The organism is Flavobacterium crocinum, assembly GCF_003122385.1.
Classification (GTDB): domain Bacteria; phylum Bacteroidota; class Bacteroidia; order Flavobacteriales; family Flavobacteriaceae; genus Flavobacterium; species Flavobacterium crocinum.
The window spans coordinates 5608292-5630766 of sequence record NZ_CP029255.1 but is presented as its reverse complement, the minus strand read 5'-3'; the positions used below and the strand labels follow the sequence as shown (position 1 = coordinate 5630766).

At 33.0% G+C, this 22475-nt stretch carries 21 protein-coding genes and 1 pseudogene; 8 read left to right on the top strand and 14 right to left on the bottom strand.

The features are described from left to right. Positions 1-197: 197 nt before the first annotated feature. Positions 198-827, top strand: a complete 630-nt coding sequence (locus tag HYN56_RS23830; RefSeq protein WP_109194916.1) for a hypothetical protein — start codon at positions 198-200, stop codon at positions 825-827. A gap of 358 nt (positions 828-1185) precedes the next feature. Next, on the top strand, positions 1186-1551 hold the full coding sequence (locus HYN56_RS23825) for a hypothetical protein (RefSeq protein WP_109194486.1): 366 nt from the start codon (positions 1186-1188) through the stop codon (positions 1549-1551). 81 nt (positions 1552-1632) lie between these two features. On the opposite strand, the gene HYN56_RS23820 is transcribed toward HYN56_RS23825, so the two are convergent. From HYN56_RS23820 to HYN56_RS23780, 9 genes are all read right to left on the bottom strand, one after another. Continuing rightward, a complete protein-coding gene (locus tag HYN56_RS23820) occupies positions 1633-2985 on the bottom strand; it encodes a GH1 family beta-glucosidase (RefSeq protein WP_109194485.1) in 1353 nt (450 codons plus the stop codon). A gap of 211 nt (positions 2986-3196) precedes the next feature. Then, positions 3197-3376 (bottom strand): hypothetical protein, encoded by a 180-nt coding sequence (locus tag HYN56_RS23815; protein WP_240622626.1) that lies wholly within the window; start codon positions 3374-3376, stop codon positions 3197-3199. 30 nt (positions 3377-3406) lie between these two features. Continuing rightward, positions 3407-3817, bottom strand: coding sequence for a hypothetical protein (locus HYN56_RS23810; RefSeq protein WP_109194484.1), 411 nt, complete (start codon positions 3815-3817; stop codon positions 3407-3409). Between the two features lie 63 nt (positions 3818-3880). Beyond that, entirely contained in the window at positions 3881-4096 is a 216-nt protein-coding gene (locus HYN56_RS23805; protein WP_109194483.1) for a hypothetical protein, read from the bottom strand. 316 nt (positions 4097-4412) lie between these two features. Beyond that, complete coding sequence (locus HYN56_RS23800; protein ID WP_146194634.1) at positions 4413-4751, bottom strand: ABC transporter; 339 nt, start codon at positions 4749-4751, stop codon at positions 4413-4415. A 17-nt stretch (positions 4752-4768) separates the two neighbouring features. Continuing rightward, positions 4769-5326 (bottom strand): hypothetical protein, encoded by a 558-nt coding sequence (locus HYN56_RS23795; protein WP_109194481.1) that lies wholly within the window; start codon positions 5324-5326, stop codon positions 4769-4771. 144 nt (positions 5327-5470) lie between these two features. Continuing rightward, complete coding sequence (locus HYN56_RS23790; protein WP_109194480.1) at positions 5471-6139, bottom strand: DNA-binding transcriptional response regulator; 669 nt, start codon at positions 6137-6139, stop codon at positions 5471-5473. 6 nt (positions 6140-6145) lie between these two features. Beyond that, a complete protein-coding gene (locus HYN56_RS23785; RefSeq protein ID WP_109194479.1) occupies positions 6146-7843 on the bottom strand; it encodes a tetratricopeptide repeat-containing sensor histidine kinase in 1698 nt (565 codons plus the stop codon). Between the two features lie 53 nt (positions 7844-7896). Then, the gene (locus HYN56_RS23780; RefSeq protein ID WP_109194478.1) at positions 7897-8091 is read right to left on the bottom strand and encodes a hypothetical protein; all 195 of its coding nucleotides are present in this window, start codon (positions 8089-8091) and stop codon (positions 7897-7899) included. A 318-nt stretch (positions 8092-8409) separates the two neighbouring features. Here HYN56_RS23780 and HYN56_RS23775 point away from each other — a divergent pair, with 318 nt between their 5' ends. Together HYN56_RS23775 and HYN56_RS23770 are read left to right on the top strand one after the other, a co-directional pair. Further along, the gene (locus tag HYN56_RS23775) at positions 8410-9384 is read left to right on the top strand and encodes a hypothetical protein (protein ID WP_109194477.1); all 975 of its coding nucleotides are present in this window, start codon (positions 8410-8412) and stop codon (positions 9382-9384) included. A gap of 112 nt (positions 9385-9496) precedes the next feature. Then, the gene (locus HYN56_RS23770; protein WP_109194476.1) at positions 9497-9916 is read left to right on the top strand and encodes a lipocalin-like domain-containing protein; all 420 of its coding nucleotides are present in this window, start codon (positions 9497-9499) and stop codon (positions 9914-9916) included. A gap of 96 nt (positions 9917-10012) precedes the next feature. On the opposite strand, the gene HYN56_RS23765 is transcribed toward HYN56_RS23770, so the two are convergent. Together HYN56_RS23765 and HYN56_RS23760 are read right to left on the bottom strand one after the other, a co-directional pair. Beyond that, positions 10013-14026 (bottom strand): PAS domain S-box protein, encoded by a 4014-nt coding sequence (locus HYN56_RS23765; RefSeq protein ID WP_109194475.1) that lies wholly within the window; start codon positions 14024-14026, stop codon positions 10013-10015. 12 nt (positions 14027-14038) lie between these two features. Next, complete coding sequence (locus HYN56_RS23760; RefSeq protein ID WP_109194474.1) at positions 14039-14488, bottom strand: response regulator; 450 nt, start codon at positions 14486-14488, stop codon at positions 14039-14041. A gap of 511 nt (positions 14489-14999) precedes the next feature. On the opposite strand from HYN56_RS23760, the gene HYN56_RS23755 reads away from it, so the two are divergent. Then, on the top strand, positions 15000-16445 hold the full coding sequence (locus HYN56_RS23755; RefSeq protein WP_109194473.1) for a glycosyltransferase: 1446 nt from the start codon (positions 15000-15002) through the stop codon (positions 16443-16445). 495 nt (positions 16446-16940) lie between these two features. Here HYN56_RS23755 and HYN56_RS23750 read toward each other — a convergent pair whose 3' ends face one another. Next, entirely contained in the window at positions 16941-17645 is a 705-nt protein-coding gene (locus HYN56_RS23750; protein WP_109194472.1) for an AAA family ATPase, read from the bottom strand. Positions 17646-17916: 271 nt separating this feature from the next. Next, positions 17917-18648 (bottom strand): annotated as a pseudogene (locus HYN56_RS23745) (YggS family pyridoxal phosphate-dependent enzyme). 133 nt (positions 18649-18781) lie between these two features. Between HYN56_RS23745 and HYN56_RS23740 the strand changes: the two are divergent. Continuing rightward, positions 18782-19045, top strand: coding sequence for a DUF2024 family protein (locus tag HYN56_RS23740; protein ID WP_109194471.1), 264 nt, complete (start codon positions 18782-18784; stop codon positions 19043-19045). A gap of 155 nt (positions 19046-19200) precedes the next feature. Here the strand turns inward: HYN56_RS23740 and pdxR are convergent, their stop codons facing one another. After that, on the bottom strand, positions 19201-20613 hold the full coding sequence (gene pdxR / locus HYN56_RS23735; protein ID WP_109194470.1) for a MocR-like pyridoxine biosynthesis transcription factor PdxR: 1413 nt from the start codon (positions 20611-20613) through the stop codon (positions 19201-19203). A gap of 207 nt (positions 20614-20820) precedes the next feature. Between pdxR and HYN56_RS23730 the strand changes: the two genes are divergently transcribed. Together HYN56_RS23730 and HYN56_RS23725 are read left to right on the top strand one after the other, a co-directional pair. Next, positions 20821-21390 carry a murein L,D-transpeptidase catalytic domain-containing protein gene (locus tag HYN56_RS23730; protein ID WP_109194915.1) on the top strand — a complete coding sequence of 190 codons (570 nt, stop codon included), beginning with the start codon at positions 20821-20823 and terminating at the stop codon, positions 21388-21390. Positions 21391-21828: 438 nt separating this feature from the next. Next, positions 21829-22422, top strand: coding sequence for an RNA polymerase sigma factor (locus HYN56_RS23725; RefSeq protein ID WP_167398346.1), 594 nt, complete (start codon positions 21829-21831; stop codon positions 22420-22422). Positions 22423-22475: the final 53 nt, after the last annotated feature.

Sequence of the window (22475 nt, the reverse complement as noted above, 5' to 3'; positions counted from 1 at the left end):
TAAATGCTATTTAATTTTAGACAAATCGTTATACTTTATAGATGTAAAAAGTCTGCGAAAAGTTGGTTAAACATTTAAAAAAAAATGTAGAAATAATATTGAAATTGGAATAAAACTTGAAAGTGTTTGAAGGCATATAAAAGGGTTTTGTTAAAAATGAAAAAAGACAGTTCAAAGTGATTCCTAAAAAAGCGAAGATGAATAGCACATTAGAAGAATATAAAAAGGCGATTAAAATTAAATACGAACTCGAAAAAGAGGGAGAACACTTTGATTATTTACACAGTCCTTCCCGCGGAAAACTCCGTGATTTATGCTGGCTTATTTATGAAAACAACCCAAGTCAGGATGATTTGAATGTTTTTAAAAACCTGTTGTGTCTGGATTTTGACCATACCAAAAAGAATAAGTTTAAGGAACAAAAAGATAAGTTCAGACCAATTGAAACTTTCTTTAAAGGCGAAACCGATCCTTCAAATATTGACGCTATAAATCTTGCGGCAGTTATAGTCGATTTTCAGCCTCGGCCTTTTAAAAAATTTAATGAAAAGTGTAGAATTGATTTAGCGAAACAAATTGAAAGTGTTAATGAAAATTTGAATTTTGAAATCGGAAATAATAGCATAGCAGAAAGAGTTTTGGTGAATAATGAACATGAAGAGTCGAAAGAGGTTCCTCAAAAAGGAAATCTTTTGTTTAATTTCAAAGACTTATTTTCTAAAAAAGTGGTTCAGAAAATATATCCCCGCAAAATAATTACGATTGCAATTGGAGCGGTTGCTCTGGTGTCATCTGCTTGTTTATACTTTGTGCAGAAAAAAGATTAAAAAAGAAAATTTCGAATTGAAATTTGAAAACATTTTGAAAAATAAAATGTTTAAAGAAGAAAAAAGAATAATTTTTTAAGATGTAATTCTGGCGTTTAAAAAGTTTATTTTTCGGCATATATTTGTTGTTATTTACACTATAAAGATAAGAAAAAATAACCGTTAAACCTAATAAAATCAGGGAAATAATCGATTTTTTTTGCCTTTTTTTTGAATCTTTTTTTTCGTTTGAAAACCGAATTTTAGAGACTATCAAACTTGCTTTTTTGGAGAATCGAATTGTAATAAAATTGGTTATATTTATAAAATATTAAAAGGAATTTGGATTCCGAATAACCATCTGTTTAAAAATATTTTCATGAAAAAATTATTGCTATTATTAATCGTTTTGTGCACTTTTGGTTGTAAAAAATATGTTGTCTCGTTTGAGCAGCCAACAGATATGAAACTGGATAATCTAAAAGTGGAAGTACTTCTGGATAAAGAAAAAGTAAAAGACATTACTTTAAAAGCCACAGAAGCTATGCCTACTTATGAAACAGCGGCATTATCAGTCTCTGATGACGGGAAACATTTGCTGCAGGTTAAAGTAAAAGATACGGTCTTTAGCTATACTGTAAAGTATCCTGAAGAAAGATATATTCTTGTAACGACTCACTTAAAAAATAATGGAAAAGTTCATGTCGGGATTTTAAAGCAAAATTATAAATACAGACTACGCTAAAGATTTGATACTATTTTGACTATAAAAAAAGCCTTTCCCATTTTAAATGCGAAAGGCTTTTGTATTTTTAAGAATTAAGCTTTAGGATAAAAAATCCTTAAACCATAATCCAGAGTTTTTAATAGTTCGTTTTTGCGTTTCGAAATCTACGTGAATTAATCCAAAACGGGCGTTGTAACCTTCTGCCCATTCAAAGTTATCGGTCAGACTCCATACAAAGTATCCTTCGACATTTAAACCGTCGTTTTTGGCCTTTAAAATCTGTTCGAGGTGATCCTGAATATAATGCGTTCTTTTGATATCGAAAACCTTTCCATTGGTTACCACATCAGGAAAAGCAGCACCATTTTCGGTAATAATTATTTTTCGAATTCCTTCGTATTCATTGAATTTTTTAAGAACATGATACAGTGCCGGTGGATACACTTCCCAGCCCATTTCAGTCGAAATGACATTTCGTTTTTCGGCACTTACCAATTCGGCACCAATATACGGAATCAGCATGGCCGATTTTACCACTTCGCGTGTGTAACACTGAAGACCGATAAAGTCAAAATCAAATGCAAGATTATTTAAGTCGTCTTCTAAAATATAATTATTGAGCTTTTTAAGAACGGGAAGATCTTTTTGCGGATAACCTAAACCAAGAATAGGTTCAATAAAAGTTCTGTTCAATAAAGTATCGACACGTTTTGCGGCTTCAACATCTTTTGCGCTTTCTGTAGCAGGTTCTATATGGGTACAGGAAAATGTCGTTCCGATATTAGCGTGCGGAATTCTGTTACGTATAATTATTGCGCCTGCAGCTGTTGCCAGAGTAACATGGTGCATTGCTTTTAAGTAATTGGTAATTCCTTTTTTTCCGGGAGCATGAATGCCTAAAAAGTAACCTGCGCCTGTAAATACCGAAGGTTCATTGATTACCATCCAGTTTTTTACACGGTCGCCAAAATGTTGCACACAAATTGCTACATATTCTGAAAACCAGGAAACCGATTCGCGGTTGGTCCATCCTCCTTTTAATTCGAGTTCGTGTGGTAAATCCCAGTGATAAAGTGTAATCCAGGGTTCTATTCCGGAAGCAAGAAGTGAATCTATGATTTTGTTGTAATAATCAATTCCGGCCTGATTTACAGGATGAATTCCCGTTGGCATAATTCGCGGCCAGCTGATAGAAAATCTAAAATTCGGAATATTGAGTTCCCGAATCAAATTGATGTCATCCTGATAAGAGTTGTAGAAATCGCAGGCAGTCAGGGCATGATCGCCGTTTTTTATTTTTCCCTTTTGGGAAGTAAAAACATCCCAGATAGAAGAACCTTTTCCGTCAGAATCATGTGCTCCCTCAATTTGGAAAGCAGCGGTAGAAACACCCCACAAGAAATCTTCACCAAATTGGTTTTTGTTCAAAAATGAGTTTTCAATTTTATTCATTCAATAAGACTTTCCTTTGTTTTTAATACTTTGATTAGTGTAGGAAAGAAGATTGCATAGCTCTTAAAAAAAGCCATTCTTTGAATGATACCAGAAAATTTAGATTAAAGAATTTCATAACGATTAGTTTTATATCAAATTAATAAAACTAATGTGAATTTATTGTAAAGTGATTATTATCAAATAATTAAATATGCGGATGAGAAGATAATTAATCTTCCCATCCGCAAAGTGATAAACCAAGTCCTTTAGCTTGTTTGAGTGTTGTTTTTACTGTTTCGCTGCGACAAGAACGAAGTCCACGGCAATTTTCTTTTTTAGCACCAGAAGATCCGCAAACATATACTGTGGTTTCGGGAGGTGTAAATGAAGTCGAAAAGATGAAAAACAAGACTTATAAATTATATTTCATTTCATATTTTTATTTGACAATTAAATGATATTCGTTTCTTTGTTGGTCAAGAGCTTTTAATTTTCCATGCGAAATCCATTCTGTATTGATTTCTGTTTCGCCAAGACTATCAATTAAGACCCCGGCACCATATTTCCCTTGAACATTTATATTCCCGAAAACTGAATCTCCAAAAGTATTTATTCCTCTTACGTCATAATTGTATTTATAACGACCTGGATTTCCAGTTCTGTATTTGTATTTGTAACTTGTATTTACATGGTACGTTTTTGCTTCTTCCGGTGTAATTGTTTTACGATCATCTGATGTAATTACTGGTTTATAAAATGAATTTATCTGAGATGACGGTGGAGGAGCATCAGCATTTTTACAGGAAAAAAATATAAAAACAAAAAGTAAGATGAGGTAGTTTTTTTGCATAGGCGGTTGGGGTATTTGGTTTGAGTTGGGATTTGAGTTAATAATAATGATTAATTTATATTACTAATCATACTTAAATTTCACATAAGCATTTATGTAACTATTAAGCCCATATCCTTGTGTAGCTAATCGTTTCATGTTATCGACATGATATTGTCCTGCTTTTCTATAGCTATATTGATAAACACTTCCAGAAGAAAATCTTATACGAATATAATTTGTTCCAATTTCGTAAGCAGAAACTCCTGATTGCCCATTTCGATTTGCATATCTTTCCATTGTTCAATTTTTTTTAAATTTGGTTATATTTATTTTTTTTGAAATACGTATTTACACCTGATTTTTCTATTTTGTCATTTCTTCTTTTTACAGAGAACTAAACTTATGTTTTTTACCGGTGAAGTATTCATTTGATTTTGATTTGCGCAATAAATTTTTCAAATGTAGAACCAATTAAAACCAGTGTATTATGGAAATCCGTAATGGAATGAAAATTTTGAAGGAAGTTATCTAAAGAGAAAAAGAGGACAATGAAGTTCCTCTTTAAAAAACATAAGCTTGGTTTCAGAATTAATCTTTGAAAAATATGCAGAACTTAGTTTCTACAATCAATCATAATGGTACCAGCTTGGCAAATATAGACGCTTTTAACTCTTGTGTCGCCTTTGTAGTGTTCTTCAATTTCTTTTTTTAGATTTTCGTATTCTTCAGAACTTACAACCTTTTGTATTTTTACATTGATTAACCGACCAATTGGAGAAATAGTATATAATCCGTCACCAGTAGTTTTAGAATATTTCTCAGGAGAAAATCCATAGCTCTCATACTCTGTTTGTAGAGATTGTACAAACGAATCTGTTTCTTTGTATAATTCACTTTTGGTAGAACAGCCAAAGATTGCAATTACAATAAAAAAGACTATAATTTTTTTCATTTTACTATTTTTAAAAATTACCATTTTAGATCTACCGTATTGAATTCGAGTATTTGATTTCCAGCCTGATATAGAGGTAATGAAATAAGTATTTTTTTTGATTTCTTTAACTTTGATAAGAATTTTACTCCGTTATCAATAAAAATTAAATCACTGCTTCCATCTTGTGGTTCAGTATAGCTAAATTTCATAGGCTTCTCCTCATCAAAACGTACTGAAATATAATTGTTATCATATCCTCCAGTAATTTGACCTTTATCAATGCTTAAGTATATATCCAAGCCATCCTTTTTTCTTAATGTTAATCTACCATAATTAGTTCCTTCATATGGAAATTCTAAATCTAGGCTCTGATTAGACATTATCTGTGCAAAATTGATTGCTTTTGATGTCATTTTATCTGTTGATTGATGATATTCCCATTTATTAGTTGTAGTTGCTACAATTGAATCAACAACTATTGCGGCTGAGTCTACAGCTGCTGCTAGTTCTGCATCTGATTCGATAGTTCTTTGACAGGAAAGCAGTAGTGCAGTTATTGTAAATGCGATAATTTGTGAAATGGTTTTCTTCATGTTTTTAGATTTAATTGATTAATAACCCAAAAGTAAAACCAATCAAAACCTGTATTTTACGGAAATCCATAATTCAACATTTTAATTCTTGGAAATAAAAAAAGCTCCCGAAGGAGCTTTGAAAAAGTATGATGGAAGAGAAGATTAAATAATCCCCATATCTTTTACAATTGAAACCAAATGAACGGTATTGTTGGCTTTGAAAAAATCTTTGAGTTTAGATAATCTTTTTTCCATAGCACTTTTACTATTTGGTTTAACATCCGAGCTTTTAAAAATCTCGATAATTTCATCTTGCGAAGTTCCGGCAGACAAATATTTGAGAATTTTGATGTCGACATCGTCAATCTCGAAATTATTTTTTTCAAGAAGGGCAGAAGCCACTTCCGGCGAAATAAACTTTTGATCTGAGGTCGAAATTATGGTAATCGCTTTTTTTAATTCCTCAATACTGTTTCTGCCTTTTAGTACAAAGGCATTAATTTCAGAATCGTCAAAAAGTGATTTTATACGAGCATTTTTATCTTCAATAGAATAAGCAATGACTTTAATGTCAGGCTGCAATTCACGAACTTTTTGAATTAACTCATCACCACTGCCAATTTTTACTTCACGATGGTCTTTTTTAAATGAAAGATCACTAATTAATAAATCGTATGGTTCATTATCCTGAATAGCTTTTCTTATTTTTAGAAAAGCATCGTCGCAATATTTTGCGTGCTGAAAATTGACAATGTTGAAATCATTCAAAGTTTGTTTTATGGCTAAATTGAATTCTTCAAAATCCTCGGCTATTATTACTTTTTTAAACATAGGCTTTTATTTAGGCATTGTTATTTTTACTTTAAAACCTTTATCAGGTTCAGTTTCAAAAGTAATAGTTCCTTTTATGGCCAGAATACGGTTTTCCATATTTTGTAAACCATTTTTTATAATTTTTGATTTTTCGCAGCCTTTTCCGTTATCGCTGTAATCAATAAGCAGGGAATTTGAGTTTGTATTAAATTTTATTGAGACTACAGGAGCTTGACTGTGTTTTTTCATATTGACCATTAATTCATGTAAAACTCGCTGAATAGCAATCTTTTTTAAATCTTCAACAGAATCCCAATTTATTTTTTCCACACCGTTAATAATAACATTGGTTTGACTGTTATTATAAGTAGAAAGCATTTCTTTTAAATTTTTTGGGAAATTTGACCCAGTGTCAATATCATTGTTTTCACGGGAAATTCCGCGAACGCGAGAATAAATGCTATCTAGTTTTTGTAACAAATTTTCTTTGTTATTCTCGTTGGTCAAAGGCTGGGTTTGTGTATAAGTAATAGCATGAAAAACATCGTTTGCGATACCGTCATGAATGTCTTTTGCAATGCGGGTTTCGGTATCATAAGCTATTTTGATATTTTTTATTCGATTTCGGTTGTCATATTGTTTTTTCAGATAAACCAGTAAAAGGATAAAGGCAACAAAAGAGGCAATAAAAATATTTCTCTCGTTTTCAGCATCTTTTAATGCTACTAAATTCTCTGCTTTTTCTAAACGAAGTTTTTGATTTTCGTCTTTTTCTTTTTTAGAGTCGTATTTTATTTTGGCAAATTTGTTTTTGTAATTATTTCGGATTTTAAGAATGCTGTCATTTAGAAAAACAAATTTTCGAGCATACTCAGAAGTTTTAAAATTTTGTCCTTTTATAATCAATAAGGATAAAGCATCTAATCTTTCATCGATACTATTAAGGTCTGTTGCCGTTTGATACGCATGTAAAGCATATTGATTGAATTTTTGTGAATCGGTTTTGGCATAATATTCGGCTATATGCAAATAGCTGGCAATACTTCCATAAGAATCTGACGATTGCTCTCTCAGATTAAGGCTTTTACTCATTAACATTAGACCTTTCTCCTTTTCTCCTTTTTTGAAATAAGCAAAACCAAGATTATCTAAAAACCTGTTTTTACTTTTATCCGTAATTTGTTTTTTTCTTAAAAGAGATTCTAAAATATGAATCGCCTGATCATATTTCTTTTGCTGTGTGTAAATAACTGCAATATTGTTGAGCGGAGATAATTTTGCAGATTCGTCAGCTGAGTTTTTTATCGCTTCATTGTAATAAAAAACAGCATCACTATAAAGCGAAAGTTCTTTGTATGCAATTCCGAATAAGTTATTAATTGCTGCAGTATAATTATAGTCATTTTTGCTGTAAGGTAGTGCCTCGGTCAAGGTCTCCTTGCTGCCATAGTAGTCACCATTTATTTGCTGAATATTGGCCATTTGAATTAAATTAAAGACAATGTTGGCACTGTCTTTATTGGTTTCAAAGGCTATTTTAGATTTATTGAAGTAGTAAAAAGCACTATTATAATTGCTTTTTTTAAAATAATCTACTGCTTTTTGCTGTAAAGTATCGCCATACGCTCTGGATTTATCAGATTTAACAGAAGCCGCTTTCTTTTCCTGGCAGGAAAGAAAAGACAGAAAAATTAATAAGTAAAAAATCGGGGATCGTAACATAAAAGATACTTTCCCCGAAAATACTAATTTATTGAATTAGTACAGATTTTTATTTATGGCTTTTTTGATGGAGGATTTACAGGAATCGGATCGTCTTCCGGCCCAGTTGCGTATTTAGTATTTGTTGAATCCTTTTTTACCTCATTTGTGGATTTATCCTTATTTGATGTTTCAAATTCATCAGCTGTACAAGAAAAAATTGTCAGACTCAATAGCGCGCACGCTCCCAATGTAAATAGTGTTTTCATTTTTTTTAATGATTTAAGATTTAGTAAAAGGGCTTTGCCGCTCAGAAAGGTTCCGAACTTGTTATGGCATTGCCGACTTGTTTGGGAAGTGAAGTGCGTAGAACTATAAAATTTTATTTATACTTCCCGGGATAAACTCCGTTTTACGGTTTTCCGCACTTGTTGACTTAACTAGTTTTGTACATTTGTTTTTGACCTGCAGATCAAAACCTTAACTAATTTTGTTGAGGCAAAGTAACGACGGTTCTGAGCCTGCATTGATAAAGAATTCCGATATTTCCGATGATTCCGAAAATTCTAATAAATCCGTAGAAGCCTATGAGTAACTTTACTATTGTCGATTATAAAACTGCTATTCGAACTCAATATAAAACAGCAATTGAGCGAGATGTATCTGGTATTTTATCAGATCCGACTCCAGCTCAACTGAGGGATTTTTATCTTAGATTATTTGAAAAGGGAATAAGTGAAATTGATGAAGAAATTCTAAAATTGTTTTTAGAAGCAAAAGAAAACTCCTCTTTAAAAAAAGCAATCGAAAACTGTAATATTGGTAAATTGAAACCTATAATTAATTTTTTAGAAGGAGGAAATACTGAAAACAGAGCAAGAATTGAAATGGCAGCAATCCTGGTTGATTTTAAGCATAGGCCTTTTGGTAACTTTAAAAAACATCATGACGAAGATGAGGTAGTATTAATAAATGATCTAAGAGATACCAAATTTGTTCGACCGGAAACGCCTCCTGATAGTTTGGTTGATGATGCGAAAATTGAAAATTCGATTGAACCAAAAGAAACTTTTGATATTCAAGAGCCTGAAGAAACTCAGAATCAGGAATCGGAACCAATTCAGGAGGAAGAACCTCAATCAACATCAATTCCAATAACCACTTTTGTTAATATAGATGATAAACCAAAATCTAAAAAAATGAAATATTTAGGAATCGCAGCTGTTATTTTAGGATTAGGATTAATCACTTATTTTAATTTATCCAGGAAAGAATGCATACAATGGTCAGGTGATCATTATGAAGAAGTCGGCTGTGATTTGAAAATACAAGGAATAGGTACATTTAATTCGCCAGAACCTTATGATGAAAGAATCATTAATCTTCGAAGAATTAAAGTTAGTGATACCACAACTTTTTTTAAAAATGAAAAAGCTATTATCTGGTATGCTAAAGTGGGAGATAGTATTGATTTTTTTAATACGCATGGGACACATCCCGAAACGGGAAAAGCATTAAGACCAATTACTTCGTATATTATTAATAAATATGTAAGAAGATAAAATTGCGTTAAAATGCGATTTATGTAATATAATCCTGAAATCATGGAATTTTTTGTAAGGGTATACATTTAATTTAGCAGTATTAAATTATATCAATAAAAAACAAATCAACATGAAAACTACAAGATTATTATTAGTATCAGCCTTAAGTTTGGGATTATTTGCCGCATCATGTAGCAGTGACGATAACGAAGGAGAGACAATTGTTCCAATTCAGGGAAAATATAACCTGAGACAAACAGGAACAATTAATGCTGACGGGCAAGAAGTTTTAATCGATGCTCTGGCAAATCAAGCCGGATGTTCATTGGATTATTTAGATCTAAGATTAAGTAATGCAGCAGTTTACGGAGATTATAGTGGAAGTAATTGTTCGTTGGTAGAAACTACTGGAACTTATGTAAGATCTCACAATGATTTAACACTTACTATCGGAGGTGTTACTACAACTAGTGATATTATGAATCTTACTAACAAAGAACTTAAAATTAAAGACAAAACAACTGGTGTAATTACCGTTTTCTCTAGATAATTACATTTCTTTAAAAACTAAAAACGGAAATAACTTAAAAGTTATTTCCGTTTTTTTATTGGAATTTGGAATTTGGAATTTGGAATTTGAATATTCTTAATTAACGGGAATATAAATATCAAAAGAAGCTCCTTTGTTTTGCACTCCGGACGCGGTAATGACTCCGTTATGATTTTCTACAATTTTTTTTACGATTGCAAGACCAATTCCGGTTCCGTTGTAGCGGTCTCTTCCGTGTAAGCGCTGGAAAACTTCGAAGATCTTTTTGTTGTATTGCGATTCGAAACCAATTCCGTTATCCGAAACCTGAATATGACAGTAATTTTTATACGAGATTAGTTTTTCAATATTGAAATCTTTTCCTGGTTTAATTTCACTTTTGATTTTAATTTTAATTGGAACATCCGGATCAGAGAATTTCAATGAATTGCTGATTAAATTGTATAGAAGCTGTTTGAACTGAAACGGAATTATATCAACTTCTGATGTTTTTCCGACTTCAATAACAGCGCTTTTTTGTTCTAATTCTTCTTTTAAATCGTCTTTAACTTCTTCAATAATTTGACAAAGATTGGTTTTTATAAAATTACGTTCCTGAACATTGGTTCTTGAATAGGAAAGTAAATCGTTAATTAAAGTCTGCATTCGCTGTGCGGCGTTCTGCATTCTTCTAAATTTATCTAAACCATTTTCAGATAAATTAGCAGCTTCTTTTTCTATAATCTGCGAAGCAAAAGTCTGTATTTTTCGAAGCGGTTCCTGCAAATCATGACTCGAAATATAGGCAAAGGACTGAAGCTCTTTGTTCATTTCTTCCAGCTCGTTATTTTTCTGTTCGAGCTCCATTGCATTCAGTTTCAAAGTATCGTCTGCTCTTTTTTTATCGGTCAAATCGTGGGTCACTTTTGAAAAACCAATTACTTCGCCTTGTTTATTGTGAACAGCAGTAATTACTACGCTGGCCCAGAATAAATTTCCATTTTTACGAGTGCGCCAGCCTTCATGAATTGCTTTTCCTTTATCTCTTGCACGTTGTAAAAGCGTTTGTGGGAGATTGTTTTTTTGATCTTCTTGGGTATAAAAAACAGAAAAATATTTTCCGATAATTTCGTCTGCTTTATATCCTTTTATTTTTTCGGCTCCCACATTCCAGTTTTCAATTATGCCATCCCGGTTAAGGTATAAAATAGCATATTCCTGAATCTCTTCAACCATTAAATGATAACGTTCTTCACTTTTTCGAAGCGATTCGTTAATCCGAATTAATTCTCTTGTTCGGGCTGTAACCTGTTGTTCCAGTTCGTGTGTAAAAGCTTTTTCGGTATGAATATCCGTAAAGGCACCAACCCATTTTATAATTTTATTTTCAATATTGTAAACAGGTTCTCCAATTACAGTGTGCCAACGGTAATTCCCATCTCTTCTGCGCATTCTCACATCACAGCGATACATTTCGCCAGTTTTAAGCGCATTTTGCCAGATTCTGATATTTTCTTGAAAATCATCCGGATGGATCATGGCTTCCCAAGAACCTTCGGTGCCAGGTTGAATTCCGGTATATTCCAGCCATTTTCCAGAAGTAAACAAAGCATTTCCTTCAGCATCGGTTTCCCAGATTAACTGCGGAATACTTTCCGTAAGAGAACGAAAACGCATTTCGCTTTCTTCGATTTTTTTTCTGGCTTCTACTTTTTCAGTAACATCAATCAGAGTCATTCTTACTCCCGAAATAGAATCATCACTTTCCCGGAGCGGAGCAAATTCAAAATCTACATAAAATTGATTGTCTTCATTTCTGATAAAAAGAAGTGATTCTGATTCTGAATAGGCTTTTCCTGTTTCATAAACTTGTTTCAGTAATGTGGCATATTTCTGTTTTTCTAATTCTGGAAATAATTCTAATAGTTTTTTTCCTTGAACATCTATTTCTTCTTTTTTCCAGATATTATCTAACAGAACAAAATTGGCCATTTCGATTACAAAGTCATCGCCACGCAAAATTGCTTTTGGCACAGGCGACTGCATGATAAGATTGCGTAGTTTCTTTTCGCTTTCTTCAATTTTCTGCTGGTATTTTTTTTCTGCTGTAATATCTCTAACAGTTCCAATCAATTTTGAAGGTTCATTATTTTCATCATAAAAAACTTTGCCTTTTCCTTCGACCCAATGTATTGATTTGTCTTTCCAGATTACACGTGCTTCATAATGTAGAAATCCGGAAGTTAAAGCTTCTTTAAAACTTCTATTTCTGATCTGTACATCATCAGGATGAAGATGAGCCAGCAATTCCTCATGAGTTAACGAAACATCTTCGGTATAACCGCCTATAATTTCGAGATATCTTTTAGAATAAATTGGATTTCGGGTTTTAACATTCAGTTCCCAGGTTCCTAATTCACTGGCTTCGACTACAATTTTAAGACGGTCTTCGTTTAGCTCTATTTTTTTGCGGGCTTCTACTTTTTCGCTGACTTCTGTAACGGTTACTAAAATACCCGAAATAGTTTCATTTTCTTCCTTTAAAGGATGATAAAGAAAGTCAAAATAACAGGTTTCAATTTTCCCGTATCGGTTTATTGGAACCGGAACCTCATTTCCACGAAAAGGAATTCCAGTATTTAAAACACCATCAAGCAAGGCACTTACAGTATCTTTTACTTCCGGAAGAGAATCGTATAAAGGTCTGCCTACAAAAGTGCTTTCTTCCCGATCGACTAATTTTAGATAAGCTTCATTTGCCATTTCGACTATATATTCAGGCCCACGAAGAATGGTAATTCCTACAGGAGCTTGTTTTACGGTATTGCGGAAACGTTTGTCGCTTTCTTCAATTTTTTGTTTGGCCAAAAACATATCGGTTATTTCCACTCCGGTATTCATTACAGCATATACTTTTCCAGAAATGTCATAAAGAGGAGTAAAGCTGTAATCAAAATAAGAAGTTTTTAAGACATTGTCTACTATCAGATTAATTTCACTGTTTTTAGAATGAAAAGATTCGCCAGTTTCGTATACAGTTTGTACTTGCTTGAAGATAGGCTCATCCTTTAGTTCAGGAAGAAGTTCTGTATATGTTTTTCCAATCACGTCAGGACCTTTTCCCCAAACTTTTATAATAGAATCATTGGCCAATTCGATACGCATTTCTTTCCCAGCATAAACGGCAATAGGAAATGGTGCATTTTCTACCAACTGACGAATTTTTTGTTCGCTTTCTTCCACTTTGGAGCGAGCTAGAACTTGTGCGGTTACTTCGGTTGCAATTGCGGCAACGCCAGAAATTGTTCCATCAGCTTCTCTAAGGGCTTCATAAACAAAATTGACATAAGTGTTTTCGGTTTGTCCGTTTCGATTGAGTTGGACAAAAAGTTCATCAGTTGTAGTTTTTCTGCCTGTCGTAAAAACGTTCTGAAGAATTTCTTCAAGGCCTTGTTTCCTTAATTCAGGAATCGTTTCAAAAATTGGTTTATTGATAATATTTATCGCAGTTGTTCCCCAAAGCTGAATCATTTGTTCATTGGCAATTTCTACTACATGATTTTCTCCTCTAAAAATACACATCGCAACAGGAGCCTGCATGATATTGTTAACGAATCGCGCGTTGCTTTCCTGTAATGCATCTGCAACAATTTTCTTTTCGGTGGTTTCTATTACAGTAACTAAAATACCACCTACTGAACCGTCTTCTATTTTGATAGGACTATATGAAAAATCAAAAAAACAATCTTCTGTATAACCGTTTCTGTTGAGTGAAACTTTAAAATCAGGAAAACTTACTGCCTTACCTTTCATGACATCGGAGAACATTGGGCCAATAGTATCCCAGATTTCTGCAAATGTATTTTGAGAACTTCCGCCTAGTGCTTCAGGATGTTTTGAAACACCTAAAATTGGACGGAAAGCATCATTGTATAACTGCGTATAATTTTTGCCCCACGCAATGTACATCCCAAAAGGATTGCCAAGCATCATGGCAGTCATAGTTTTTAGACTTTGTGGCCATTTCTCCGGATTGCCCAAAGGGGTTTTGCTCCAGTCAGTGGAACGTATTAAGCTTCCCATTTCTCCACCATCGGAAAGAAAATAATGTTCCTTTTTATTGCGGTTCATTCCAAAGAAGATTTAGGGTTGCAGAATGAAATGAGCTCTTTCAGGCTGTTTGAAATTATTTTCAGATGCCGTCGTCAGGGCAATTTCGATTACCTTTTTCAATTTAGAAAATTCACCTGGTTTTCGAATATAATACGAAGCCCCATTTTTATATAAGTTGTTTACAATTTCGCTGTCCAATGAAGTAGAAAAAATAATGACAGGCAGTTTTTTTAGTTTTTCATCTGCTTTTATTTCTGCCAAACATTCTAATCCATTTTTTCTGGGCATGTTTAAATCAAGGAAAAGTACATCAGGAAAATTATTTGAGGTGTTGGTTTTTAAGTAATCCATCAATTGTACTCCGTCATGAACTATAGAAAGAGATGCATTAATTGACGTTTCGTCAAGAGCTTCTTTAAAGAAAAGGCAGTCATCATCATCGTCATCAGCGAGTAAAAGATTATAGCGCTCTGTATTCATTTTCTTATTTTCTCAATTTAGGGTTATATTTGTTTCGATAAATTTAACTTTTTTCGGTCAGATTTCCTGTTTTTTTAGGAAGAATGTTTTTCTGAAATTAAAATATTTAAACGTTTAAAATAGATTTTCTTACATTGAATACAATTTTATTTTAAAAAATACGTTTGTTACATTCTTGCAGTATGCTGATGGAATAAGTCAGTAAAAGAGAACCCAATCTCTTGAAATCCCTTTTAAACACTGCTCTTTTTTAGCTAAAGAAACACCATTTTATTGTTTACTGTATCCACAAAGTGTAAAATAATTACACACTATTTTTGTGTCCGTTTTTTATAAAATGCTCTATACCAGCTTTAAACCGTATTGGCACGCCAGTTGCAAATTGTGTTTATGTCTAAATCTTTGATGTGTTTGTTTACTTATTGTTTCTCACTTTACGAGTTTCAATAAATCAGAAAGAAAAGATTTTACTAAAAGCCCATAATTAAGCAATCAAAAAAGGAGTATAAGCATGGAAAGCGAAACATTTATCTCAGAACAATTTTATTCGAACGGTAGTACAGCTATCAGCGGAAAATCAGTAAACAGTTCTATTTTTGGAACTAAAGAAAAATCAACAAAAATACACGTAGAAAGACCAACAAGTCCGTTTGGATTAGCCGTTCTTATTGGGACTTTTGTCCTAATGCTGGCAGGAGTATATGCGGTATATCTATTACAAGATGATTTCGAACAATTTCATTTTGAAAGAATCGCATCTACTTGGGGATTACCATTTTTAATTATCACGACTATTTTATTCTTTTATCAAACAGGAGTTTTCCTTTACAGCTCTTATTTGTATTTAAGATACAAACCAATCGAGTCTGTATCAGACGATTTATTGCCGACTTGTACGATTATCGTTCCGGCTTACAACGAAGGAAAACTGGTTTGGGATACTTTATTAAGTCTTGCAGACAGCGATTATCCGGCAGAAAAATTACAGCTTTTAGCGATTGACGATGGAAGTAAAGATGATACCTGGTATTGGATGCAGGAAGCAAAAGCAAAATTAGGTGATCGTGTAACGATTTTCCAACAACCAAAAAATCAAGGAAAACGTCAGGCTTTGTATAGAGGTTTTAAACTGGGAACAGGAGAAATCTTCGTAACAGTTGACAGTGATTCTATTGTGAAAAAAGATACTTTAAGAAACCTAGTTAGTCCGTTTGTGGTAAACAAAAACTGCGGTGCTGTTGCAGGAAACGTTCAGGTTTTAAACAACAAATCGGCTATTTTACCAAAAATGCTGAATGTAAGTTTTGTAATGAGTTTTGAATTCCAACGTTCTGCAGAAAGCGAATTAGGATCTGTGTTATGTACTCCGGGAGCTTTGGCAGGATACAGAAGAGATGCCGTATTCAACTGTCTTCCAGAATGGATCAACCAGACTTTTATGGGCGAACCATCAGATATTGGAGAAGATCGTGCTTTGACTAATATGATTTTGAAACAAGGTTTTGAAGTTAAATTTCAAAGAAATGCAGTCGTTTTAACAAACGTTCCTGAAGAATACAAAGGATTGTATAAAATGTTCATCAGATGGGCGAGAAGTAATGTTCGTGAAAACCTGATGATGGCAAAATATGTTTTCAAAGATTTTAGAAAAGGATCAAAATTTGGAGCAAGGATGCTTTTTGCAAATCAGTTCTTTAAAATCGCAATGACCTATCCTTTTATCTTGTTTATGTTCTATTTTATTGCAGTTCACCCAATATTATTTATCAGTTCGACATTCTTAGCCATTTTGATTTTCTCAAGCTTTTCAATGTTGTTCTATGCAAAAAGATACAATTTGGCTGAATCTTTCTGGGCGTATTCCTACAGTGTTTTCTATACTTTCAGTTTATTCTGGATTGCGCCTTATGCCATTGCAACAGCAAACAAAAAAGGCTGGTTGACAAGAGGCTTATAAAATTCGTACACTATATTTCTATATAAAACTCCACCCAAGAAAATGACCCGTTGTAAATCTTTACAGCGGGTTTTTTATTTTAAATGTGTTCTTTCGATGTGAATTATTTTTTAGCCACAAATTACACAAATTTTCACAAATCTATCCACAGAATTAGGCTTTAGCCAAAATCATAAATTTGGTTAAAGCCTAATAGGTATATGTAAACAAAAAACGGTGTAATTATTTTTTAGCCACGAATTGCACAAATTTTCACAAATTAATTAGTGGAGATTTGTAATTCGTGGTAAATAAAAAAGCGGAGTAAACCTGCCAGCTTTTATCTGGATTCTAATGATGCAATAATCTGCTTTTTCATTGTGGTATGTATATAATCCAAAGCTTCTGCATAACAAAAAACGGTGTAATTATTTTTTAGCCACAAATTGCATAAATTTTCACAAATTAATTAGTGGAGATTTGTGCAATTCGTGGCAAATAAAAAAGCGCCGGCTTTTATCTGGATTCTAATGATGCAATAATCTGCTTTTTCATTGTAGTATGAATGTAATCCAAAGCTTCTGCATAAGAAACGCCATAATTTCTTTGGATGTTTTGATATTCTGATGGAAATCCGCTCAAAATTTTATCATAATAAACATTCAGCTGATCGTCTGCAGGCATTTCGTATTTTAAGCGAAGCTGGAATCTTCGAAGCAAAGCGCTGTCAATAATTTCGTAATGATTGGTAGCACAAATCAATAAACTGTCAACAGGGAAATAATCAAAAAGCTGAATGATGGTATTGACCAAACGGCGCATTTCTCCAACATCTTTATCGTCGCTGTCACGGCTTTTTCCAATTTGATCAAACTCATCTAAAAATAAAACCGCTCTTTCGCGAATGGCTTTATCAAAAATCGCTTTTAAGTTTTTAGAAGTTTCACCAATTCTGGAATCGATTATGGTGCTGAGGTTGACAATAATGATTTTTTTATTTAATGTATGAGCAATTGCTTTTGCGGTTGTCGTTTTCCCACAGCCGGAACTTCCGTGCAATAGAATTTTATTGTCAACTTTAAGATTATACTTTTTAAGTTCTTCGATATATTGGTGTTCTTTGATAATCTGTAACAAAGCAGCTTTATTTTCATTGCTAAAGAATAAATCATCTAAAGCAATTTTTTCAGTATCGTTTACGGTAAGATCATTCAGGTTCATTCTATCTAACTCTTTTTAATTTCTTTTTTTATCTTAAAAATTAAGTACAAAATCTTAGCGTTTTAACGACTTTGCGAGATTAAAACATAAAGTTTTTGTTCAAGCAACAAGAAATTTGCACGCAAAGTGGCTAAGACGCAAAGATTTTAAAGCAAATCTTTTTTAATTATTCTTACGATTCTCTCTAAGCATTTTCAGGTTAGCCATTCTTTGTCAAAGTCGCAAACGCGCTTTCTTTAATCTGCTGTTTAATTTTCGGCAAAATTAAGTTTTATTCGGCAATGTTTTCATTCCAGATTTCTTTTCCCAGAAAGCGGTTACCGAATATTGAAGTGCCAATTCTAACCATATTTGAACCTTCGGCAATGGCCAGTTCTAAATCCTGAGACATTCCCATAGAAAGTTTTAAATCTTGTAAACCTTCAATCCCTTCAGCATAAATTTCATCCCGAATCGTTCTTAAAAGTCTTAAGGACGGAATCATTTTTTCTTTTTCAACATCCAATAAACCAATGGTCATTCAACCTTTAATATTTAAAGTTTCATACGATTGTATTTGTTTAATGAAATCCAGAACACTTTCGGGTGCTAAACCAAATTTGCTTTCTTCATAAGAAGTATTAACCTGAACAAAAACATCCAGTTTTCTGTTTTGATTTAGAAGCTGTTTGTGCAGTTCATCGGCCAGATTCAAACGATCAAGTGACTGAATACAGCTCGCATATTTCAAAATATCTTTTACTTTATTCGTCTGAAGATGTCCAATAAAATGGCGTTCAACTGGAAGATTTTTCAACTCAGCATCTTTATCCCGTAATTCCTGCATTTTGTTTTCGCCCATTAAAGTTTCTCCCGCTTCAATGGCAATTCTGATTCGATCTGCGGGAACGGTTTTAGTAGCCAGTAAAAGCTGAACATCAGCAGGATTTCGTCCCGAAGCTTTACAAGCATTTTCGATGCGCTGATGCACCTTTAGAAGATTAAAAATGATTTCGTTTCTCATGCTGTAAAATTAGTTCTAACCTTCAGAATTGTACTGGACCAGTATCTTTCAAAAAATGAAAAAACTGGATGATTTAGCACTTTCAAAACCAATCTAAATTTGCAGAGTAAAAAACTTAGAACCTTAAAAAAAGATGAAAATAGCGGTTTGGGATACTTATGTAACCCGTAAAGACGGAAAAATAATGCACTTTGATATTTTGGTAGATGAAAATCTGAATGATGCCAATCAAGTGTACGAATACGGAAAAAAATACCTAAAAAGTGTAGCACAGGAAGGACAGACTTTATCGTCTAAAGAATGCCGTTTCTGCCACATTGATAAAGCACCGATTGAGGTTGAAAACCAAATTCGAGAAAATGGGTTTTCTATTATTGAAATGGAAAACTGTAATTAAATTTGATTTAAACACATAGAATCATAGATCAATACTTTATCTAAAAAGGTTGAAAAAAGGTAACTAATAAAGCACATAGACTGTGTGTTTTATTGCAAGTGAAACGCCTTTCAACAGCATCAAAAACTATGTTTCTATGTGTTTAAAAATGTTTTTTATAAAAGCTTAGCAAGCGCCTTAATACCTTCTTCCATTTGTTTTTCTGAAAGAGAAGCATATCCTAGCCGAAATCCTTTTATAGTTTCGTTAAAGCTAAATCTTTCCGGATTCATAATCTGAATTCCCTGCGATTTTAGTTTTTCATGAACCTGTAAAACATCGATTTTAGAGTTGAGAACAATCCAAAAAGCGAGTCCGCCTTCGGGTTTGGAGAAAGTAACTTTATCACTAAGATATTGGATTAAAAGATTTTCAAAATAATCTCTTTTGCTTTTGTAAACCAGATTAGCTTTTTTAAGATGACGTTTTATTTTTCCTTCATTGATGAGGTTTAAAACCGCTTCTTCCATTATATTATCACCCTGAACATCAATAATTTTTCTGTGTCTGGCTATTTTTTGAATATTTTCAGAAGAGCTTGCCAGATAACCAATACGAAGCGCCGGCGCCACAATTTTACTGAAAGTTCCAATGTAAATATAGTTTTGCAGAGCTGAATAACTGGAAAGAGGTAAAATAGGACGCTGGCCAAAATGAAACTCATTATCATAATCGTCTTCAATAATTGTAAAACCATATTGATTGGATAATTCGATCAACCTTAACCTCTTTCCTAAAGATAAAGTCACGGTAGTAGGAAACTGATGATGAGGTGTTACATAAATCGCTTTTATGTTTTGATGCTTTCGCAGATATTCTTCAACCTGATTGATATTTAATCCGTCAGCCTCTAAGTCTACTGGAAGTAGTTTTGCCCCAGCATTTTCAAAAGTTTCCCAAGCAGGTTTGTAGCCAGGATTTTCAACTAACACAAAATCTCCCGATTTTAAAATGCAATGCGAAGCAAGATACATAGCCATCTGGCTGCCGCGCGTAATACAGATTTGATCGTGAGAAATGCTCATGCCTCGTTTAAAATTCAGCATTTGGGCAATCGCTTTTCTGAATTCGGGATTTCCTAATTCACTGCTGTAGCCCATAATCTGCCAGCGTGATTTTCGGCTGAATAATTCTCTGTAGGCTCTTGCCAAATCATTCATTGGTGCCAATCGGCTGTCGGGAAGTCCGTCATCAAAAGTCAAATAACTTTTAGGTTCTTCGATAATGGTTTTCGATTCCTGTTTATCTTCTGAAACTGTAGAAAACTGCGGAAGCGAATGTGTCACAAAAGTACCTTTTCGATCAACTGAAATCAACCAGCCTTCAGCAATTAAAACATCCAAAGCTTCCACTACAGTATTTCGGTTTACTTTTAATAATTCGGCAAGCTGTCTGCTTCCCGGAAGCGCGTTTCCGCCAATTAATTTACCTGTTTTTACGGCATCAATTACAGCATCGGCAATTTGAAGGTAAATCGCTTTATCTGATTTTTTGTCAAGCTGAATTTCTAATGGCCACGGGCGAAGCATCTGGACTGGTTGTTTGTGTTTTTTGAATATTTCTTTGGTAGTCCAAATTTAATTTTTTTAAATGAAAAACCAATATTCTACTCACGAAAAATAAATCTTATTTTATTGTTTTTTAGACTTTTATGAAATATTTCATAAAGAAATCAGATTTAATTTTGCATTGTTAAATAGATGATTTTAAAGATTTTAAATTCTAAAAACAGCTTTATGAAAATTCTAAAATTTATATTCTTTGTAACCACTTGTGTTTTGGGTAACAATAAACATGACGGGAATAAAACTTTTACAGATTTAGAAACAGAACGTTTTAGTCAACAGATTGAAGCAGTAAAGTCTATGATTGCATCCGGTTCTTATAACTCAAAAATTGCCTTTTTTATGGATATGAGAATCAAATCAGGTAAAAACAGATTCTTTGTTTATGACCTGGAAAATAATAAAATAATTGATGAAGGTCTAGTTGCAAACGGTTCCGGTTCTGAAACGGATGTTAGGGGAGAACTAAAATTTAGCAACGAACCCAATTCGAACTGTACATCATTAGGACGTTATGCCATCGGAAAATCGTATATTTTAAAAGGCTTAGATCAAACAAACAATAATGCAGTAAAAAGAATGATTGTATTGCATTCGTATTCGGCAGTGCCTGAAAATGAGCAGGATTATTATATTGCTCTTAGTCATGGCTGTCCAATGGTGAATGAAGTGTTTTTTAAGAGGCTTGAAAAAATAATTGATAGTTCGAAATCATCTATTATTCTAAATGTGTATTATTAAAAACGACATAGCGATTTAGTTGATGCTTCGATGAAATAATTAAAATAAACTGCTTTAAGGTTACTCCGAAGCGGTTTTTTTTATTCCTTAATCGGAAAGGTGTTTTTAATTTGAAAACACGATTAAGAGTTTCAATTTCAGATTTAAAGAAATTGGCTACGTCATTTTTTTTTAATTTAATAAAAATACAATTTTAACTTAACAGATAATTGAATTCCGGGTTTTGAAAAATTCATTTTATTTTAATTAAAGAATTCATTTAATCTGAAAAAATGAAAATATTTCCCGCTATAAATTAAGAAATTTTTAAGATTTAAGGAATTTTGGAATTAAGAGTTATTCTGAATATAAAACTGTGTTGTCGAGAACAAATTAGGATTATTAGGTAAATTTATTATGTTTGTTGCGAATTATTCAATTTCCTAAATCCGCAACCTTTTGTCGAATCTCATCTTAAATCAAGATCAAATTTTAATTGACCGTCTTCGTGATGGAGATGAATCTGCTTTGACGGAATTGTATAATAAATTTTGGCAGGCGCTCTTTATGTCTGCCTATAATGTAATTAAAGACAAAGAATTGTGCGAAGATATTATTCAGGATATCTTTATGAACATCTGGCACAATCGTCAAAAGATTGAAATTCATATTTCACTGAAAGGTTATATGTATGCCTGTGCAAGATATCAGGTTTTTAATCATCTTCGAAAAAACAAGGATAAAGTTCATGTCGAACTTTTTGACGATCTGGAAAAACGATTCTTGGCAACAACTCCTGAAACGCAGTTAATGCACGAAGAATTAGTACAACAGTTAAATTTAATAATTGAAGCACTTCCGGAAAAATGTCAGGCAGTTTATAAACTAAGCCGTGAAGAACAGCTGAGTCATAAAGAAATTGCCGAACGACTTAACATCTCTACAAAAACAGTCGAAAACCACATAACCAAAGCACTTCATACCATAAGATCGTCTATGGGCGAAAGCATGAGTATGGCAATGGTTTTATGGTTGACAAAAAATATCTTTTAGCAAATAACAAAATGCAGTGGTTGGATTGGTGATGTGTGGTTTTTCTTCTTTTT

What these genes read in the sequence shown, in the direction of transcription:
- HYN56_RS23830 (WP_109194916.1), top strand. Translation starts at nt 198, where the DNA reads ATGAATAGCACATTAGAAGAATATAAAAAGGCGATTAAAATTAAATAC.
- HYN56_RS23825 (WP_109194486.1), top strand. Translation starts at nt 1,186, where the DNA reads ATGAAAAAATTATTGCTATTATTAATCGTTTTGTGCACTTTTGGTTGT.
- HYN56_RS23820 (WP_109194485.1), bottom strand. Translation starts at nt 2,985, where the DNA reads ATGAATAAAATTGAAAACTCATTTTTGAACAAAAACCAATTTGGTGAA.
- HYN56_RS23810 (WP_109194484.1), bottom strand. Translation starts at nt 3,817, where the DNA reads ATGCAAAAAAACTACCTCATCTTACTTTTTGTTTTTATATTTTTTTCC.
- HYN56_RS23805 (WP_109194483.1), bottom strand. Translation starts at nt 4,096, where the DNA reads ATGGAAAGATATGCAAATCGAAATGGGCAATCAGGAGTTTCTGCTTAC.
- HYN56_RS23800 (WP_146194634.1), bottom strand. Translation starts at nt 4,751, where the DNA reads ATGAAAAAAATTATAGTCTTTTTTATTGTAATTGCAATCTTTGGCTGT.
- HYN56_RS23795 (WP_109194481.1), bottom strand. Translation starts at nt 5,326, where the DNA reads ATGAAGAAAACCATTTCACAAATTATCGCATTTACAATAACTGCACTA.
- HYN56_RS23790 (WP_109194480.1), bottom strand. Translation starts at nt 6,139, where the DNA reads ATGTTTAAAAAAGTAATAATAGCCGAGGATTTTGAAGAATTCAATTTA.
- HYN56_RS23785 (WP_109194479.1), bottom strand. Translation starts at nt 7,843, where the DNA reads ATGTTACGATCCCCGATTTTTTACTTATTAATTTTTCTGTCTTTTCTT.
- HYN56_RS23780 (WP_109194478.1), bottom strand. Translation starts at nt 8,091, where the DNA reads ATGAAAACACTATTTACATTGGGAGCGTGCGCGCTATTGAGTCTGACA.
- HYN56_RS23775 (WP_109194477.1), top strand. Translation starts at nt 8,410, where the DNA reads ATGAGTAACTTTACTATTGTCGATTATAAAACTGCTATTCGAACTCAA.
- HYN56_RS23770 (WP_109194476.1), top strand. Translation starts at nt 9,497, where the DNA reads ATGAAAACTACAAGATTATTATTAGTATCAGCCTTAAGTTTGGGATTA.
- HYN56_RS23765 (WP_109194475.1), bottom strand. Translation starts at nt 14,026, where the DNA reads ATGAACCGCAATAAAAAGGAACATTATTTTCTTTCCGATGGTGGAGAA.
- HYN56_RS23760 (WP_109194474.1), bottom strand. Translation starts at nt 14,488, where the DNA reads ATGAATACAGAGCGCTATAATCTTTTACTCGCTGATGACGATGATGAT.
- HYN56_RS23755 (WP_109194473.1), top strand. Translation starts at nt 15,000, where the DNA reads ATGGAAAGCGAAACATTTATCTCAGAACAATTTTATTCGAACGGTAGT.
- HYN56_RS23750 (WP_109194472.1), bottom strand. Translation starts at nt 17,645, where the DNA reads ATGAACCTGAATGATCTTACCGTAAACGATACTGAAAAAATTGCTTTA.
- HYN56_RS23740 (WP_109194471.1), top strand. Translation starts at nt 18,782, where the DNA reads ATGAAAATAGCGGTTTGGGATACTTATGTAACCCGTAAAGACGGAAAA.
- pdxR (WP_109194470.1), bottom strand. Translation starts at nt 20,613, where the DNA reads ATGCTTCGCCCGTGGCCATTAGAAATTCAGCTTGACAAAAAATCAGAT.
- HYN56_RS23730 (WP_109194915.1), top strand. Translation starts at nt 20,821, where the DNA reads ATGAAAATTCTAAAATTTATATTCTTTGTAACCACTTGTGTTTTGGGT.